Source organism: Paenibacillus sp. PAMC21692 (assembly GCF_014303795.1).
Lineage (GTDB): Bacteria > Bacillota > Bacilli > Paenibacillales > Paenibacillaceae > Pristimantibacillus > Pristimantibacillus agaridevorans.
This window is the reverse complement of record NZ_CP060293.1, coordinates 5,235,149-5,253,698: the sequence shown is the minus strand read 5'-3', so window position 1 is coordinate 5,253,698 and position 18,550 is coordinate 5,235,149. Positions and strand designations below refer to the sequence as shown.

The following is an 18,550-nucleotide window of genomic DNA, read 5'->3' as shown; positions in this document are numbered from 1 at the left end:
CTCCTTGTCTAAGGGGATGCCTTTCGTTCATCAATCATGACTGTTCTGATAGGTATAACCCGGATGTTTGACGACGGGCTGCTTCACTTTGTTCAGCTTGGAGATCAATGCGGGAGAAACATTAAGATTGCTTTCGACGAGAGCATGCGGCGTCAGCGCCATCCATTGAGTAAGCGAGACGTCCTCGAACCTGTCGGACTTGAACATTTCCAGAAACCAGAGCGATTCCGTACCCGTGTTCTGTACATAATGCCCAAAGGCGAACGGCACGTAACCGACGTCTCCGGCCCGCACGTCATAGGTTCTCGCATTGCCCTCGCCGCCGAAAACGGTCATTCGTCCTTGACCGGTCAAATAGTATTGCCATTCATCGTTGTTGGGATGCCAGTGCAGCTCTCGCATGCCGCCAGGCTCGATCTCCACCAGAGCGGCAGCTATCGTCTTGGATATGGGGAAAACGGTGGAATCGACGATGCGGACGCTGCCGCCGGGCATTTTCATGGGCGGCTGAGCAAGCATTCGATGCGCAAAAGGAAGCGGAACGGCGCCATTAGGCGATTGCACGGCTGTAGAGGCGACGCTGCCGGGAACAATCGACTGGTAGATATAGACCTGTTCCTTCGGAATTCCATCGAACTCGGACTCCGGCACGCCGAAGTTGGCGGACAGCACTTCCTTGGGCGTATGGGCAAACCAATCGGAGAGCGATAACGTGTTCAAATCCGAGAATGCTCCATCGTCGAAAACAAGCAGAAACTCGCAGCCTTCCTCCAGTCCCAGGATGGAGTGGGGGATACCCGGAGGGAAATACCACAAGTCGCCGGGGCCGACATCCGCAATGAAATTGCGGCCATTTTGATCGACGGCTGTAATCCGTGCCTTTCCCAGCAGCATGTAGGACCATTCCGCCTGCTGATGCCAATGAAGCTCGCGAACGCCGCCAGGCTTCAAGTACATATTGACGCCAGCGAGCGTGGTGGCGATCGGAAGTTCGCGCACCGTAATCTCGCGCGACCATCCGCCATGATTCAATTGCATATGGGTATCGGAGAAGGAGAACCGGAGGTTCGGCAGCAGACCATTATCCGTCTTCGGTGGAACAAACATATCCGGGTTCTGCATATCCCTGAGCACATCCCGCGGACCTTGGTCGACGCCGCCCGCTCCGTCTTTCCGAATGGGCTGGGGGATAGGAACGGGTGCCGACGGTTGGTAATTGTTATCGTTCATGAACCGAGACCTCCTTACGGACATTGCCGTGTCGATTGAAATCATCGTATCATGAATATGTGCGGCTAACGCCAAATATCCATCCTATCGATGAGAGCTATTTACAAACAGGAGCTTCATTTGTTAGAATAATCCCCATATCTTAAATGCGACGACGAGAAGAGTAGGGAAAACAATCTTGTACAGAGAGCTCCGGCAGCTGAGAAGGAGCCAAGTGACATTCGCCGAACCAAGCCTCAGAGCGGCTTACCGGAATCGGACCCGAGGATGGTAAGACGGGAGCTCCCGTTACAGAGCTAGAGTATAATCATGCGGTGAGTTTGCGCATGCCGTACTTGAAGAGGTTAATATGGCGACATATTGATAAAGCTGGGGTGGCACCGCGAACAACTTCGTCCCCAAGACGACAAGTCTTGGAGGTGAAGTTTTTTTAAATTACAGGAAAGTATAAGTTTACTCCATACTTGACCTATAATTCTCGGAATGAAACGCGCTGCACCGCCAAAGGACGGCGACAGCCGTTTCACCTTGGTTCAAATTGCTGCTATGCTCATAAGGAGGAGTCTGCCATGTCAACCGATATCAACAAACCCGACGAGGGGTACTTGGCCAATCTTATTCGCGAAGAGTTGCATACTAACCCGTTTCATCGCCCTATGGCAACACGATTTCCGCCGGAGCCGAACGGTTATCTCCATATCGGGAGTGCGTACGCGATCATTACGAATGCGGAAATCGCGAGATCGTATGGAGGCCGGTTCCATCTGCGATTTGACGACACCAATCCGCTCAAGGAGGATGCCGCTTACGCGGAGGCGATCCTCGAAGACATAAAGTGGCTCGGCTTCGATCCAGGGCCCCATGTCTACTACGGATCGGATTATTCCGAGATGATCTTTAAAGCCGCCCTGACGCTGATCGAGAAGGGAAAAGCTTACGTCTGCGACTTGTCGCCTGACGAGTTGGCGGCGGGCAGGGGCACGTTGACCGAACCGGGCGCGGATAGTCCGTACCGCAATCGTTCCATCGAAGAAAACGTTGCGTTGTTCCAAGTAATGAAGGAAGGCCGGTATAAGACGGCGTCCAAGGTGCTGCGTGCGCGAATCGACATGTCGTCGCCGAATATGAATATGAGAGATCCCGTGCTGTACCGGATCATTCACGCCGATCATTACCGAACCGGGGCGGCTTGGTGCATCTATCCCATGTACGATTTTGCCCATCCCATTCAGGATGCGATCGAAGGGATTACGTATTCGTTATGCTCGCTAGAATTCAAGGATCATCGCCCCTTGTATGAATGGGTACTTGCGGAGCTTGGTTACGAGGAACCGCCAAGACAGCGGGAATTCGGGCGAGTGGGGTTGACCGGCGTTGTGACCAGCAAACGTTATCTGCGCCAGCTTGTAGAGGAAAGACATGTAGATGGCTGGGATGATCCGAGACTGCCAACTCTTCGAGGCTTGAGACGAAGGGGGTATACGCCGGCAAGCATCCGTTCCTTTATTGAGGAAATCGGGAGTATCCGATCCTACAGCACGGTCGATATCTCGCTTCTGGACCAATGCCTGCGCCAAGACCTGAAGGAATCGACTCTAAGCGTTATGGCCGTGCTTCGGCCGCTGAAAGTCGTGATAACAAATTATCCGGAAGATACGGAAGAGATGCTGCGAGTCGAGAATAACGCTTCGAATGCCGAGCTGGGATCAAGGGAGGTCCCTTTCTCACGAACGATCTATATCGAACAGGATGACTTCATGGAGGACCCGGTGCCGGGTTATCATCGGCTGCAGCCCGGAGGCGAAGTGCGGCTTAAAGGCGCATACTTCATTCGCTGTCAGAAGGTCGTAAACGATCCTGGAAGCGGCGAAATTTTGGAGGTTCACTGCACATACGATCCCGAGACGAAGAGCGGAACGGGTTTTACCGGACGCAAGGTGAAGGGCACCATTCATTGGGTATCGGCGGCGCATGCGGTAGCGGGAGAAGTACGGCTATACGATCGACTGCTCCTTGATGAGAACATACCCAAGGAGGATGCAGTAGATTGGTCGAAGTGGTTGAATCCCAACTCGCTAATCAGCTTGAATGCCGCTCAGTTCGAACCGATTGCGGGCAAGGCTGCGCCCGGAGACCGGCTGCAGTTTTTCCGTCATGGATATTTTGTTGCGGACGAAAGGCCTTCAACTAACGAGGGGCCGGTGTTTAACCGCATCGTACCGCTTAAGGATTCGTGGAACAAAAAATAGCGTTCTTACTGATTTCGCGAGGTGAAAGGGGGGCGTGCCGTTGACACTGCAACAGTTAAAATACGTCATTGAAGTCGCGAGCAGAGGGTCCATTAACGAAGCTGCGAAACGACTGTTTATTTCACAGCCGAGTCTGTCGAACGCAATCAAGGAACTGGAGTTAGAGATGGGCATCTCGATCTTCGAGCGGACAAACAAGGGAATAACCTTGTCCAAGGAAGGCGTCGAATTTCTGAGCTATGCCCGGCAGGTAGTGGAGCAGGCGGAGCTGCTGGAGAGTCGTTATTTGAATGCAAAACCTTCGCCGCAACATTTTTCCGTATCCACGCAGCATTATGCTTTTGCCGTCAACGCCTTCGTCAGCCTCGTAAGGGAACATGGCCATGAAGAATACGAGCTTATGCTACGCGAGACGAAAACCTATGAGATTATCGAAGATGTCAAGACGATGCGCAGCGAGATCGGGATTTTATACTTAAACGATTTCAACAGAGGGGTCATCGATAAACTGCTTAAGTCGGCGAACCTGCAATTTACAAGCTTGTTTACGGCCATGCCGCATGTATTTATTAGCATTCATAACCCGCTGGCGCGGCAAAAGATCGTGACGATCGACGATCTGCAGGATTATCCGTACTTGTCCTTCGATCAGGGGGAATACAATTCCTTCCACTTCTCGGAAGAAATTCTGAGCACGCTGTCGCGCAAAAAGAGCATTACCGTCAACGACCGTGCTACGTTGTTCAACCTGTTGATCGGCTTGAACGGCTATACGATCTCGACCGGCGTGCTGAGCTCCGATCTGAACGGCAACGAAATCATCCCCGTGCCGCTGGCGATCGACGAAGTGATCAACGTCGGGTGGATCGCGCAGAAAAACATGCCGTTATCCGTTCTCGGAGCGGCCTATATCGAAGCGCTCAAGGAAGCGGTGGCTCCGTGATTGAGCGTTTTTTTGCAACACGTTTTGTCGCCAAGGTACGTCATTACCCGTTCAACTTGCCATCCGTTATAGGTAATAGCTATGACCAGATATAGAAAAGACAAGTTACGCTATATCTCCGTTTCCGTGTTATCTTGTTGGTAACAAAGATAGGGAGTGTTGGAGGATGGCAAAAAGCAGCGTATTGGGATATCCGCGGATCGGCGGAAACCGGGAATGGAAAAAGGCGTTGGAAGCATTTTGGGCCGGCAAATTGGAGCAAGATGAATTCGAGAGTCAACTGCGCGACATCCGCGTAAATCACTGGCGCAAGCAGCAGGAGCAGGGCATCGACTACATTCCGGTAGGCGACTTTAGCTACTATGATCAAGTGCTGGACACGGCGGCCATGTTCGGCATCGTACCGGTCCGGTTCGGCTACAAAGGCGGTCCCGTACAGCCATCCTTGTATTACGGGATCGCTCGCGGCACCAAAGAGGCGACGGCCAGCGAGATGACCAAATGGTTTAATACGAATTACCACTATATCGTACCTGAGCTCGACGGAGCACAGCCTGTACTGACAGAGAACAAGCCGCTTATTGCTTACAGAGAAGCCAAGGAAACTTTGGGAATCGAGGGCCGTCCCGTCCTGATCGGGCCGCTGACCTTCCTGAAGCTCTCCAAAGGCTACAAGCCTTCTGAGCTCGATGGCTGGATCGACCGTCTGTTGCCCCTGTATATCCAAGTGCTAAACGAGCTTGCGCAAGAAGGCGTTGAGTGGGTCCAAGTCGACGAACCCGTGCTTGCCACGAACGTAAGCGCAGAAGATATCGAGCGCGTGAAACGCATCTACGGAGCTATAGCAAGCGCAGTGCCTTCCTTGAAGATCCTGCTGCAAACGTATTTCGAATCCGTAGAGTTTTACCCGGACCTCGTTGCTCTGCCTGTTGCGGGAATCGGTCTTGACTTCGTGCACGGTCTGCAAGGCAATCTGGCCGCCATTCGCGAGTTCGGCTTCCCGCAGGACAAAACGCTTGGCGCCGGCATCATCGACGGTCGCGGAATTTGGAGAGCGGATCTTCGCGAGAAGCTGAAGCTGGTTCGCGAACTGGAAGGCATCGTAACGTCCGATCGGCTTATTATTCAATCGTCATGCAGCTTGTTGCATGTACCGGTTACCACTGCAGCGGAATCGAAGCTTCCCGAAGAGCTTAAGAACGCGCTGGCTTTTGCGGACGAGAAGTTGTCCGAGCTGGTTGTGCTCACGAAAGCAATTAACGGAGGAGAACTTTCTGTAGAGCAAGAGCTGTCGAGCAGTGAAGCGGCGGTCGGTGCGCTTGGCCGTTCCGCAGCCCGTAATCGTACGGAAGTCAGAACGGCTGTCGCAGCCATTAGCGGTCAAGAGCCCGTTCGCAGCAAACCGTTCGGGGATCGTCATGCCGCGCAGCAATCGAAATGGCAACTGCCCATTTTCCCGACTACGACGATCGGCAGCTTCCCGCAAACGGCCGAAGTGCGCAAGGCGCGTCAGCTGTGGCGCAAAGGCGAGTGGAGCAACGAGCAATATAACGCGTTTATTCGGGAGCAAATCGATGTCTGGATCGGACTGCAAGAAGACATCGGCCTCGACGTTCTCGTACACGGAGAATTCGAGCGAACGGATATGGTCGAATTTTTCGGAGAGAAGCTGGCGGGTTTTGCCTTTACGCAATTCGGATGGGTGCAGTCCTACGGTTCACGCTGCGTGAAGCCGCCGATCATCTACGGAGACGTTGCTTTCGAGGAAGCGATGACGGTAGAAGAAACGCAATATGCGCAATCCAAGACAAAACAGCCTGTTAAAGGGATGTTGACGGGTCCGATCACGATCATGAACTGGTCGTTCGTTCGCGAAGATATAACGCGCGAGCAAATCGCGTATCAACTGGCCTATGCGCTGAGACAAGAGGTAGAAGCGTTGGAGAAAGCGGGCATTGGCATGATCCAGGTCGACGAACCGGCCGTTCGAGAAGGATTGCCGCTGAAAGCGAAGGATCAAGCAAACTATCTGGACTGGGCGGTCAAAGCGTTCCGCATGACGACTTGCACGGTACAGCCGGAGACGCAAATCCATACGCATATGTGTTATTGCGAATTCCACGACATGATCGACTCCATCGAGGCGATGGATGCGGACGTCATCTCCATCGAAACCTCGCGCAGCCACGGCGAGCTGATCCACAGCTTCGAGGAGAATACGTACGGTCTCGGCATCGGCCTTGGCGTCTACGACATTCATAGCCCGCGCGTGCCGAGCGTCGACGAAATGACGAATATGATCGATCGCGCGCTGCGCGTGCTGGATCCCAAGCTGTTCTGGATCAATCCGGATTGCGGCCTGAAGACTCGCGGTCTGGAAGAGACGGTTGCGTCGCTGCGCAACATGGTTGACGCGACGAAGCTCGCTCGCGAAAAACATTCGGTAGGCGTGTAGCCAACGAACGATTTTTGGGCAAAATCGAAAGAAGGCCAGGGTATGTCCCTTGGCCTTTTTTCGATTGAAAAACGCATCTTGACAGCAGATATAAGCGATAAGTATATTGAGGTAAAGCTGGCCCGGCATCTCGGCATGTTGATCTACGGCATTGCAGCTTTGTTAAATGATATTTTGTATTCGTTGCGAAGGTGGAGGGAAAACAATGCCCAGATGGAGCAAGAGCTCGAAGGTCGCATCGGGAGTCGGCGTCTTGATCGTTCTGCTGTCCGGATTTTTTCTGGCAGACCGCCTGTCCGAACAGCCGGAATCCGTTATCGTTGCGTATGTAGACGGAGAGCCGATCTATGCCGCAGAGCTGCAGAAAAGCATGGAGAAGGAACGTCATGCTATTGCCATGTATTATTACCATGAGCATGGACTGGAGGAAAAGCCTGGATTCTGGACAAGCCGGTATGAAGGAGAGACGCCTATCGAACGGCTAAGAATGAAAGCGCTTCAAAGCGTGGTTCGGACGAAGCAGCAGATGATGATGGCGCGCAGAAAAGGCCTAATCGAGGATATATCCTATCCCGCTTTTCTCAAAAACCTAATGAAAGAAAACGAGCGCAGAAAGGAGGCGGTAAAGAAGAATGAAGTCATCTACGGACCGCTTCAGTACACGGAGGAGGCATACTTCGAATACGTGACGGCCAATTTGCTGATTCAACTGCAATCGCGGTTGGAAGGAGCCGAGATTCCACTAACGGAGCCGCTTTTGAAGCAATATTACGAGACGATCAAGGAGGAATATTACACGGGGGAGGATGCCGTTCAGGTACACAAAATCCGAATTTCATACATTGGGCAGGACGGAGCGATTAACCCCGAGAAAGAGGAACAGGCATGGGAGCTTATGCGGGAAGCGCAAGTCAGGTTGGAACAAGGAGAAGGCTTCGCCGCGCTTGCGGAGCAGCTCAATGAGACGGAAGAAGAGCAGAGCAGCTACGGAGTGCAAGTTTTTGATCGTACCACAGCCCGCGAAGACCAAATGTCGGGAGGCGTTTTGAGGCAAGAAGCGATGAAGCTTGCGGCGGGCGGAACAAGCGGGATTATCGAAACCAACAATGCGCTGTATTTGCTTTATTGCTTGAACAGGCTGCCTGCGGAAGCGCAGCCCTTCGATCAGGTTCGGCAAGACGTAAAAAACAAATATATGAACTACCGCTATACGGAGCTTATCGACCAAAAGACTCGGGAAGCGTCCATCGAGATTAGACAAGCGCAATTCGACGAAGTAACGCTGCCTTAAAGCAGACTTAAAGCATTCGCTCGCGGTACTCCTGCGGCGTCAGGCCAAAATGTTTTTTAAACATTTTGATGAAATGTTGTGTCTGATTGTATCCCAGCTCCGTGGAAATATCGTATACCTTGATTCCTTTATTGCGGAGCAGGGAGACGGCCCTTTCCATCCTGACCTTGAGCACATAGTCGCTAAAGCTCTCTCCCGATTCCGTCTTGTATATTCTGGACAGGTAGGAGGGGTGCAGGAAGACGTGGTTCGCCACGGTTTGAATGGATACGTCATGCTGCAAATTGTGTTCGATATATTCATTTACTTGACTGACGATTGCGGCATGGGAATGCTTGCGTTCGCGGTCGACGATGTCGGAGAGCTGTTCCAATCTGCGAAAAGTCCAGTCGCGCAGAGGTTTGACCGTCTTGAACGGAAGCCCGCCGACGACCTTCTCGTATTCCTCGCCGATCAGCTCGGAGAGCCGCTTATGGTTTTTGTGGGCGATGTAAGTGAGCATCCCGCATATTTCGAGGTAAACCTCGAGAATATGCTCTTCGGAATGAGACCAATCCCGCAATAATTCCTCAAAAATTCTCTCGAGCTTCGCGTGCAGCTCCTTCCATTGGCCGGCTTCTATGCATTGTTTGAGTGTTGGCGGTTCGTACAGGCTGGAGAAGGAGGCGATCTTTTGATTGTTCTCGCTGCCGGTCAGCGTCATAAATAAATCCTGCTCGTCCCCGATCCGCTGACGGAAAGCGAACAAACAGTTCTGGTAATAAACGGAGATATCATTCGGGAACATAAACCATTCGCTCACCAGCACGGAGATGCTGCCCTTTAAGTAAACATGTACGTAATGCTGCAGCTGGACGGCATGCTGCTCCAGAAGCTGCTTTCTCTTGTCGGCCGTCTGCTCCTTCAGCTTGTCTGTGGCAGCTATCATGAAGACCAGATAGCCGTAATCGTCCCGACAGTTCCACAGATTGAAGTCGTCTTGGAAGATCTCTGCTGCTACATTGGCGATCGCGTATTCGAATAAGGACACGGAGTGCTCGTCATGGCGGGCGAAATCATCCTCCAACCGTATGAGAGCCATGGAAGCAGTGATGCCAGTAGAGAAGGGGAGCTGATAGAGCGAAAATTTGTCCTGCAGCGCCGATTCCGTCATGCTCCGGCCCTGCAGGAGCTCCAGCAGCAAGTTTTGCCGAAGCAGCGGAAGATGCGCCTGAAGCGTTTGAATCGCCCTTTGGTTCGAGATGACGGCGTGCCATTCGACCGAGGCTTTCTCCAAAACGCGCCGAATGGAAGCAATAAGCTCCTCATCGGGAACCGGCTTGAGCAAATAATCCTCGACATCCTGGCGCAGGGCCTCTTTGGCGTATTCGAAGTCGGAATAGCCCGACAGCAGGATGATTTTGATGGTTCTCCAACGGGAACGAATTTCGCGGATAAGCTCCAGGCCGGACTTTACTGGCATGCGAATGTCGGTAATGACGAGATCGATCGAATGAGATTCCAGCGTTTCCATCGCATCGAAGGCGGAATAGGCTTTGTGCACGCTGCTTACCCCCATATCGCTCCAGGGCAATGTCTTCTCCATGCTGTCCACGAGATGCATGTGGTCGTCAACGATTAATACTTGATGCATGGCAATCCACCTCCGATAAAATTAGTCAATGACCGTCCATTGAAGGGTCACGCATAGTCCGCCGAGAGCGGCGTGCGACAGAAGGACGCCGGCGTCCTGGCCGAACCGGAATTTCAGCCGCTGATGCACGTTCCATAACCCGCAGCCCATCTCGCCGTCGAGCGGGGCTTCGAGCTTTTGCTTGAGTCGATCCAGCTCTTGATCGCTCAGCGATTCGCCGCTGTCTTCTATGATCAATCGGACTTTGTTATTAACCCGTTCGCCGGTTACGGACATCCTGCCCCACTTCATCTGGGGCTCCAGCCCGTGAATGATCGCATTTTCCACGATCGGCTGAAGGAGCAAACGCGGAATGGAAAGCTGCAGCATCGTTTCGGGAATATGGATCTCGTACTCCAGCCGCTGCATTTGCAAGCTTTGGATGTTCAAATAATTTTTAACGAGCTCCAGCTCTTCCCGCAGCGTTGTTTCCTGATTTTCCACGCGGGTCGTGTACCGGTAATAATGGCTCAGGTTCAAGGTCATGGCGATGACAGCCTCTTTCTCTTCAAGCTCGGTCATGCTTTTGATGAAAGCAAGAGAGTTGTAAAGGAAGTGGGGATTAATCTGCGATTGCAGCTGTTTAAGAGTAGCCTCCCGCGACCTCAGCCGTTCCGAGTAGACGTTCTCGATCAGTTGTTCGATCTGGGCGGCCATCTGGTTGAATCGCTGGAGCAAAAACCCGAATTCGTTTCTTTGCTTGTTTTCCAGCCGGACGGAGAAGTTGCCCATCTCTAATTTTCTTACCCCATGGAGCAATTGGGATACGGGGACCTGAACGTTGCGGTACAGCATAAGCGCGACCACGATACCCATCGCAAGTAGGGTGGCCATGGACGCGTAAAATAATAGCGAACTGTTTTTAATGGGACTTAACCGGTATTCCATAGGCACGTAATCCACGAGAGTCCAGTTCAGCGCGTCCGACTTTACGTAGTTGACCATGTACTGCTTTCCTTGAAGCTTCACGTATTCCGTGCCGCTATGGTTTGTCTCGCTTCCATTGAGAAAATGGACGACGTCATGTGCCAACGACTGATCGGCTGACCGGTTTAGGATGGGCCGATTATTTTCGTGATAGAAAAAAGGGTCGTTTTTGCCCGTCATCTTGATCTGATCCAGCATGTTGCGGATATTGTTAACCGTAAAGCTGATTTCAACAATGAGCCGCGAACCCGGATATACGGTATGTTTGACGAATTGTTCGATCGGAGTACCGTTCTCGGAGGTTTCCCTGTAAAGCCAGTTCTCCGTTATCCGATCCGGAGCGAACATCTTCGTATAGTCGGCTTCATTTAGGGTCGTTACGCCAGTTCCGGCCTGCGGGGAATAAACCGTAAACTGATTGATCCAATTGCTGGAGGCGCCGGACAAGCGCAGCTTCTCGATGATATCCTGCTTGATCACCACCTTGTCGTAATTATTATCCTTCTCATGGATATGGATCAAATCATCGATGACCTGGAATCGCCCGATCGTATTGGCGGCAATGGACAGCTGCTCCAACGTCGCCTCCGCCTGGCTTAACAGAAAGGAGAGATGCTGCAGATTCGATTCTTTGATTTCGTTGCGGACAACATTGACGCTGACCTGGTTGGAATAAGTATGCAGAATAAGTATCGGGATGATTAAAAGCAGCAGCATGATGATCAGCTTGCGGAAAATCGTCATCTTGACCGGCATGCCAGATCCTCCTAACTGGTGTAAGCGTTGTCAAATATGAGCCTATTATACTATGAATTGCTGCCGCAAAGGAGGGGTTCGCATGGCGAACAAAGGGAATGGTGATGAAAACATCATGAATGTATTCAAACCGACATGTAACTGTCGACCGCCAAGATTTACTATACAAGTAAGAAACGTTTCACTAGAACCTTTGACGACATGAGACCCAAGAGAGAAGGCTTGCGTTCGTATGAGCCGTCGGCGGCGTGTTCATAAACCCGGGAGGTCCGAAGAATGATACCGTATAAAAGTAAACGGCTTTCGTGCGCCGCAATGTTTGCAATGCTGTTCCTTGCCGCCTGCTCCGGCTCAGGAGGATCGGCTGGCGCGGATCGTGAAGCCGACGAGAAGCCGCTAGAGGTCCGATGGACGAATATCGCTTACGGCACGCCGCCGCTTGGCGGAGACGCCGTCGGCAAGCAAATCGAAGACAAGACGAATACGGTGATCAGCTGGCAGTGGATTCCCCTTAACGGCTACAAGGAGAGGCTCGGAGTCGCGCTGAACACCGGAGATTTGGCGGAAATTACCCAAGTGCCTACGAGCAACCCTATTTACGAGACAGCGACGCATGATGCGATTCAGGCCGGCAAGTTCCATGATCTTACTCCGTATTTAACGGGAGAGAGCCTAAAGGACTATCCGAATCTTGCGGCGTACCCGGATGAAATATGGAACAACATGCAATATAACGGCAAGATTTGGGGCATACCCCGACATCCCAATCCGCCGATCTTTACAACCGTTCATGTCCGCAAGGATTTGCTGGAGAAAGCTGGTTTGGAGCCGCCGACCACTTTGGAAGAGTTGACGAATGTTATTTTGAAGCTTAGCGATCCGCCGGAGCGATACGGGATTGCCATGAAGTCGACGTCAAGCGGGGATGTCATTGCCAATGCCATTACCGGCATTCAGAACTGGTCGGTTGACGAGGACGGGAATTTTCAATACCGGGATTTTATGCCGACGTTCAAGACATATCTGGACTGGTTGAAGATGCTGTACGAAAAAGGGGCTATTCATCCCGAGTTTCCCATTGTCGAAGGCAGCGAAACTGATCTGTTCAAGCAAGGCACGTACGCCGTCGTCGCATCCAATACTCATATGTTTACAATACCGGATTGGCTGGACACCCTGAACCGCAACGAGCCGGGATCGGATGTATTGACGCTTAAAGTGCTAAAGGGTCCTCGGGGATATACGACCAGCGCAGCGACAGGCTCTTGGACCAACTTGATGATCCACTCGAAGGTTCCCAAGGAGGATATTCCCCGGCTGCTCAGGCTGATCGATTATACCTCATCGACGGAGTATCAAAAACTTGCGCTCTATGGGATCGAAGGCATCCATCACGAAGTGAAGGACGGCAAGATCATCCGCAATGAGAAATACAAAAGCGAAGGCATCGAGGCTTATACATGGAATGACGGAACGTATACGGGAGCCGACAATTATCTGCTATGGGACGCCGATCCGAAACGGGTGAAATGGTATAAGGAAGTGTTCGAAGATTCGCAGCTCAAATCGACGTATACAAATCCGGCGTTTAATCTATCGTCGCCCGTTGTGGGCGACAAGTGGGGCGACCTGACTCGGGATCTGGAACGGAACAAGGTGAAGTACGTCATGGGCGTTATGTCGGAGGCGGAGTGGGACAGCTACGTTAACGAACTGACGGCTTCCGAAGATTATCGTAAAATTGTCGAAGAATTGAAGCTTTCTTACAGCCAATATAAACAATAAAAATTCAGCATCGACTATAAAAAAGGTGACTTAAAGGGCTTGCGCTAGTCGTAAGCCAATTTAAGCCTGCTCAAATTTCATGTAAATAGGTTTGGGAAGGGAGATTTACACTTATAAACTGTTAAACAAAAACATTAAAGTGATATAAAGGAGAGATTAAATGGCTCGGGTATCTTTTCATCATGTTTACAAACAGTACCGCTCCGAAAAGAAAACGTCGGTTACCGACTTTCATCTGGAGATAGAGGATGGGGAATTCGTGGTGCTGGTAGGCCCTTCCGGCTGCGGGAAAACGACGACGCTCCGGATGCTATCCGGCCTTGAAGACATAACGGAAGGCGAGATTTACATCGGGGATCGTTATATCAACTATGTCTCTCCAAAGGACAGAGATATTGCAATGGTGTTTCAAAATTATGCGCTATACCCCAATTTATCCGTCTACGAGAATATGGAGCTTGGCCTAAAGCTTAGGAAGACGGCCAAACACGAGATTGAACTCCGGGTAAAGAAGGCCGCAAAAATTTTGGAAATTTCCGCTTTGCTCGATAAGAAACCTAATCAGCTGTCGGGCGGACAGAAGCAGCGGGTTGCCCTCGGCAGGGCGATCGTTCGCGAGCCGGAGGTTTTCCTGATGGATGAGCCTTTGTCCAATCTCGACGCGAAGCTGAGAACCCAAACCAGATCGGAGCTGATCAGGCTGCATCAGGAATTGCAGACGACAACGGTTTATGTGACCCATGATCAGACGGAAGCGATGACGATGGGCTCCAGAATCGTAGTCATGAAGGACGGCATCATTCAGCAGGCGGCAGCGCCTGAATTTATTTATCGGCAGCCGGCCAATCTGTTCGTCGCCGGATTTATCGGTTCCCCGGCCATGAATCTAATCGAAGGGAGCATCGAGGAGGACGGGGGAACGCACTATTTCAGCAACAGGCGCCTGCGGTTGGAAATTCCGCCCCAATATAAGCCGTTCCTCGCTTCCGGCAAGTTAAGAAACGTCGTCATGGGCATTCGTCCCGAGCATGTGCTGCTAGAGCCGGCGCTGGAGGATTCCAATGATTCTTATGGAGCCGTTATCGACGTTATAGAGCTAATGGGCTCCGATTCTTACCTGTATTTGAGCATGGGGGATATCCGTGTGATCGCCAGGGCGATCGAACCAGGCTCGAAATTTCATGTGACGGACAAAATCGACATCGGATTCCGGATGGAAATGGCTCATTTTTTTGATGCGGAATCGGGCGGCAATCTTGGCATTTTTTGACCACAATACGGGAGGTAGAGCATCATGCTTCGCAAATGGATGGTTTATACCGCTCTGCTGGCTTTAATTGTGTTGGGCTATGCCGCCAGGTCATGGTTGCAGGAAGAAGAGAACTTCCCCGTCGTCAGCGCCGATGCGATGGATTTCGGCAGCGGAGACGGAGATGGCATCCTATTCTACGCGGATCGGCTCAGGAAAGCGGAAGAGTCGGGCATGCTGCCGTATACGGGACCGCCGATTGCAAAAGAGCCGATCGCTTACAGCGCGGCTTCTGCCGAAGCGATTGTCCGGACGGGATATGATGCGGATATAAATGGGGAAGTTCTTCACTGGACAAATGGCAAGGGATGGGTGGAATGGACGGTCGAGATTCCGGCGGATGCCTTGTACGAGCTGGAACTAACCTATATGCCGACCAAGAGGGATAGCAGCAGCTCGGTTTTCTACGCTCTATCGGTCGATGGCAAGATTCCGTTTTCGGAGGCAAATGGAATCGAGCTGTTGAAACGATGGAGGGACAAGGATGTTCCTTACCGGAAGGATGCGCTCGGCAACGAGATTCGATCGATGCAAGTGGAAACGGTGGGCTGGTTAACGGCTCCGGCAACAAATTATGCGGTTTCGTCCGTCCCGCTTCGGCTGCCGTTGACCAAAGGCATACATACGCTGAGGTTCGCCGCACAAAACGAACCGATGTCTTGGGGGCCAATCCGTCTGACGGCTCCGGAAGCGATACCCGCTTATGCGGAATATCTGGAGAGGGCAGGCACATCGGAGCAGGCTGGCGCTCCCGATCGGGCGGACGCTCCACCGGCTATCGAAACATGGTACGCGCTGCTTGAAGGGGAGCGTTATGAGCAGAAATCCCACCCCTCGGTGCAAACCGGAACGATCAACGAACCAAACGTATCTCCGGATGGCGAAGGGCGCCTGCTGTATAACGTCTTGGACGGCCAGCGATGGAAAAGGGCAGGGGAGTGGGCGGAGTGGACCTTTGAAGTGCCGTCCGCAGGCTGGTATGAAATCGACGTGAAATATTATCAGGGCTTCGTCGGCAAAGCCAATGCATTCCGGACGGTGCTGATTGACGGCAAGACGCCTTTCGAAGAGCTGCTTCATTATCCGTTTCCTTACAACAGCAAGCTGGAGATGCATACGCTCGGCAGCCGCGCCGGAGAGCCTTACCGCTTCTATCTGGATAAGGGAGAGCACGCGTTGCGGCTGGTAACGGATATCTCGCCGTTAAATCCGGTCGTGCTTTCGATGCAGGAGGCGATCCGCAAGCTGTACGGCATCGAGCAGAAGCTTCGCAAGCTGACGGGCGACTATGGAACGAATACGGGCGATGCGAACCGCACATGGGATATGATGAGCTACTTCCCTGATCTGGAGGATCAACTTGCCGGCCTTCGGGATCAATTGAAGCTGAGCATGGATTATCTAAACGGATTGAACGGCCAAACGAACGATACGACCGAGTCTCTCAAGATCGGGGTAGCGATTCTGGACGGACTGTTAGATGAGATCAATCAAATTCCGAACAGGCTGGGCAAGTTCCCTGACTTGCAAATGAGAATCGGCACTTGGATGGATAAGATGGCAAACGGGGGAATGTCCGCGGATTATATCGTCGTCAGGAGTCCTTCCGCCGTCCATCCGTATAAGGAAACCTCCACTCTGTCCAAGGTACCTTACACGTTAATCAATTTTGCGCGCACCTTCTATTTGAATTATAACGCCAGGGATCTAAACGATAAGGACGCGATCGAGATATGGGTTGGCCGGGGCAGAGACTATGCTTCACTGCTGCAAGAGATGATCGATCAAAGCTTCACGCCTCAAACCGGCATTGCGGTCAACGTTAATTTCATGCCCGATGCGAACGCGCTTACGCTTAGCAACGCGGGGGGAGATCAGCCGGATGTCGCGCTTGGTCTTGTACAGGATATGCCCGTCGATTACGCGATGCGCGAAGCGTCCGTCGACTTGACGCAATTCGCAAACTTTAAAGAAGTGGCCGAACGCTTTCACCCCGGCGTCATGCGCTCATTTGGTTATAAAAATGGCGTATATGCGCTGCCGGAAACCCAGTCTTACCATCTGCTCTTCTACCGCAAGAGCATTATGAAGGAGTTGGAGCTGGAGGCGCCGGATACTTGGGAGGATTTGCAGCGGATACTGCCGACCCTGCAGGAAAACGGCATGCAATTTTATTACAACGCAAAGGACTTTGTTCCTTTCTTCTATCAGAATGACGTAGAGTTTTATTCGCCGGACGGGATGAAAGCGGCGTTTGATACGGAAGCGGCTTATGCATCGTTTTCCTTATGGACGGAGCTGTTCGGCAAATACGATCTGCCCCAGGAGGTTCCGGCTTTTTTCCAGCACTTTAAGCTGGGCACGATGCCGATTGGCGTATCGGATTTTAATACGTATGTCCAACTGCTGACCTCCGCCCCCGAAATACTCGGAGACTGGGAGATCGCGCCGATGCCCGGGACCGTGCAAGAGGACGGCAGCGTAGCGAGATGGGCGATGAACACGATGACTTCTGCGATGATTTTGAACAAAAGCGATAAGAAGGAGCAGGCATGGCGCTTTATCGATTGGTGGACGTCCACGGACGTTCAGCTGGAATACGGCAACGCGATCGAATCCTTTTACGGGCCGGAATATCGTTGGAATACGGCCAATATGAAGGCGATGGCAGCCATGCCTTGGCCTGCGGAGCATATCGCGGCCATTAAGGAGCAGAACCGATGGAACCGCAACGTGCCGTTCCTTCCGGGAGGGTACTTGCTCGCCCGGGAGATGGAATTTGCGTTTAACCGGACGATTGTGCAGAAGATTCCGGCCAAGGATTCTCTGGACACTTCCTTTGTAGCCATGGCCCGCGAGATAGCAAGAAAGCAGCAGGATTTGGGCATCCGGAACGGGCAGAGACTGGATTTCCCGGTCGTTGATCAGCCTTATGATTGGGGGGAAGCGCCAAAATGAAAGAACAGGTTGCATATAAAGCTGCGGTCTCGGCAGCCCTAAAACATCCGGCGCCGCCAACCCGGCTGCAGCGGCTAGTCCGAAGTTTATATCGCGAGCGCATCGCTTATCTGTTTATGGCGCCGTTTCTGCTTTGCTTTACGGCGTTTATCCTGCTGCCCGTCCTGATGGCGATCCTGATGAGCTTTACGTCGTATGATGCCTTTCGAATCCCGCATTTTACCGGCTTCAAAAACTATATCTCGCTTATCACGCAGGATACGGTGTTCATGAAACACGCGCTGCCGAATACGATCAAATTCGCTTTTTTTGTCGGACCGATCGGCTACTTGCTCACTTTCTTTATTGCTTGGCTGATCTATCAGCTGCCCAAGAGCGTTCGCGATCTGGTTACCCTTGCGATCTATGCGCCTTCGATCGCCGGCGGCATCGCTCTTGTCGTCGTATGGCAAGCGGCTTTCAGCGGCGACTACGTAGGTTACTTAAACCAATTTTTGATGAATTACAACTTGATCGAAACGCCGGTGCTATGGCTGCAAAATCCCAAATATCTGCTCAACGTGATGATTGTCGTTACGATCTGGATGGGGTTCGGCGTAGGGTTCCTGGCGATGCTGGCCGGATTCGATACGGTAAATCGGGAGCTTTACGAGGCGGGGCGCATCGACGGCATCTCCACCCGTCTGCAGGAGGTTTATTATATTACGGTTCCGTCGATGAAACCGCAGATGCTGTTCAGCGCCGTTATGGCGATTGTCGGCACGCTCAAAGCGGGCGCCATCTCCGTTCAACTGACGGGAATGCCGATTACGAAGCAATATGCCGGCCATCTGATGTTGAACCATATCGACGACTATGCCTTCATTCGCTTCGAGCTCGGATATGCTTCCATGCTGTCGGTTGTCCTGCTGCTGTTCTCGTATGCCGCGATGAAGCTCAGCTACCGGCTATTCGGCCCGAAGGACGGTGAATAAC

Annotated in this window: 11 protein-coding genes and 1 other annotated feature; of the genes, 8 read left to right on the top strand and 3 right to left on the bottom strand. The window is 52.2% G+C overall.

The genetic code is table 11. The features are described 5' to 3' along the window. Window positions 1-30 precede the first annotated feature (30 nt). Window positions 31-1,230 (bottom strand): oxalate decarboxylase family bicupin, encoded by a 1,200-nt coding sequence (locus H7F31_RS21045; protein WP_187100393.1) that lies wholly within the window; start codon window positions 1,228-1,230, stop codon window positions 31-33. A 142-nt stretch (window positions 1,231-1,372) separates the two neighbouring features. Next, window positions 1,373-1,633: a binding site (T-box leader), on the top strand. Window positions 1,634-1,799: 166 nt separating this feature from the next. Between H7F31_RS21045 and H7F31_RS21040 the strand changes: the two genes are divergently transcribed. The 4 genes from H7F31_RS21040 (at window position 1,800) to H7F31_RS21025 (ending at window position 8,168) form a co-directional block, all read left to right on the top strand. After that, complete coding sequence (locus tag H7F31_RS21040) at window positions 1,800-3,479, top strand: glutamine--tRNA ligase/YqeY domain fusion protein (protein ID WP_187100392.1); 1,680 nt, start codon at window positions 1,800-1,802, stop codon at window positions 3,477-3,479. A gap of 40 nt (window positions 3,480-3,519) precedes the next feature. Next, window positions 3,520-4,422: a LysR family transcriptional regulator gene (locus tag H7F31_RS21035; protein WP_187100391.1), complete on the top strand. Its 903-nt coding sequence runs from the start codon at window positions 3,520-3,522 to the stop codon at window positions 4,420-4,422. A gap of 166 nt (window positions 4,423-4,588) precedes the next feature. Further along, window positions 4,589-6,877 carry a 5-methyltetrahydropteroyltriglutamate--homocysteine S-methyltransferase gene (gene metE / locus H7F31_RS21030; protein WP_187100390.1) on the top strand — a complete coding sequence of 763 codons (2,289 nt, stop codon included), beginning with the start codon at window positions 4,589-4,591 and terminating at the stop codon, window positions 6,875-6,877. Between the two features lie 205 nt (window positions 6,878-7,082). Further along, the gene (locus H7F31_RS21025) at window positions 7,083-8,168 is read left to right on the top strand and encodes a peptidylprolyl isomerase (protein ID WP_187100389.1); all 1,086 of its coding nucleotides are present in this window, start codon (window positions 7,083-7,085) and stop codon (window positions 8,166-8,168) included. 7 nt (window positions 8,169-8,175) lie between these two features. Here H7F31_RS21025 and H7F31_RS21020 read toward each other — a convergent pair whose 3' ends face one another. Next, window positions 8,176-9,801, bottom strand: coding sequence for a response regulator transcription factor (locus H7F31_RS21020; RefSeq protein ID WP_187100388.1), 1,626 nt, complete (start codon window positions 9,799-9,801; stop codon window positions 8,176-8,178). Between the two features lie 21 nt (window positions 9,802-9,822). After that, on the bottom strand, window positions 9,823-11,523 hold the full coding sequence (locus H7F31_RS21015; protein WP_187100387.1) for a sensor histidine kinase: 1,701 nt from the start codon (window positions 11,521-11,523) through the stop codon (window positions 9,823-9,825). A 276-nt stretch (window positions 11,524-11,799) separates the two neighbouring features. Here H7F31_RS21015 and H7F31_RS21010 point away from each other — a divergent pair, with 276 nt between their 5' ends. From H7F31_RS21010 to H7F31_RS20995, 4 genes are all read left to right on the top strand, one after another. Next, a complete protein-coding gene (locus H7F31_RS21010; RefSeq protein ID WP_187100386.1) occupies window positions 11,800-13,308 on the top strand; it encodes an extracellular solute-binding protein in 1,509 nt (502 codons plus the stop codon). 160 nt (window positions 13,309-13,468) lie between these two features. Next, a complete protein-coding gene (locus H7F31_RS21005) occupies window positions 13,469-14,578 on the top strand; it encodes an ABC transporter ATP-binding protein (RefSeq protein WP_187100385.1) in 1,110 nt (369 codons plus the stop codon). 24 nt (window positions 14,579-14,602) lie between these two features. Then, on the top strand, window positions 14,603-17,575 hold the full coding sequence (locus H7F31_RS21000) for an extracellular solute-binding protein (RefSeq protein WP_187100384.1): 2,973 nt from the start codon (window positions 14,603-14,605) through the stop codon (window positions 17,573-17,575). Then, on the top strand, window positions 17,572-18,549 hold the full coding sequence (locus tag H7F31_RS20995) for a carbohydrate ABC transporter permease (RefSeq protein ID WP_187100383.1): 978 nt from the start codon (window positions 17,572-17,574) through the stop codon (window positions 18,547-18,549). Before H7F31_RS21000 ends, H7F31_RS20995 begins: the two co-directional genes overlap by 4 nt. The last annotated feature ends 1 nt before the right edge of the window (window position 18,550 follow it).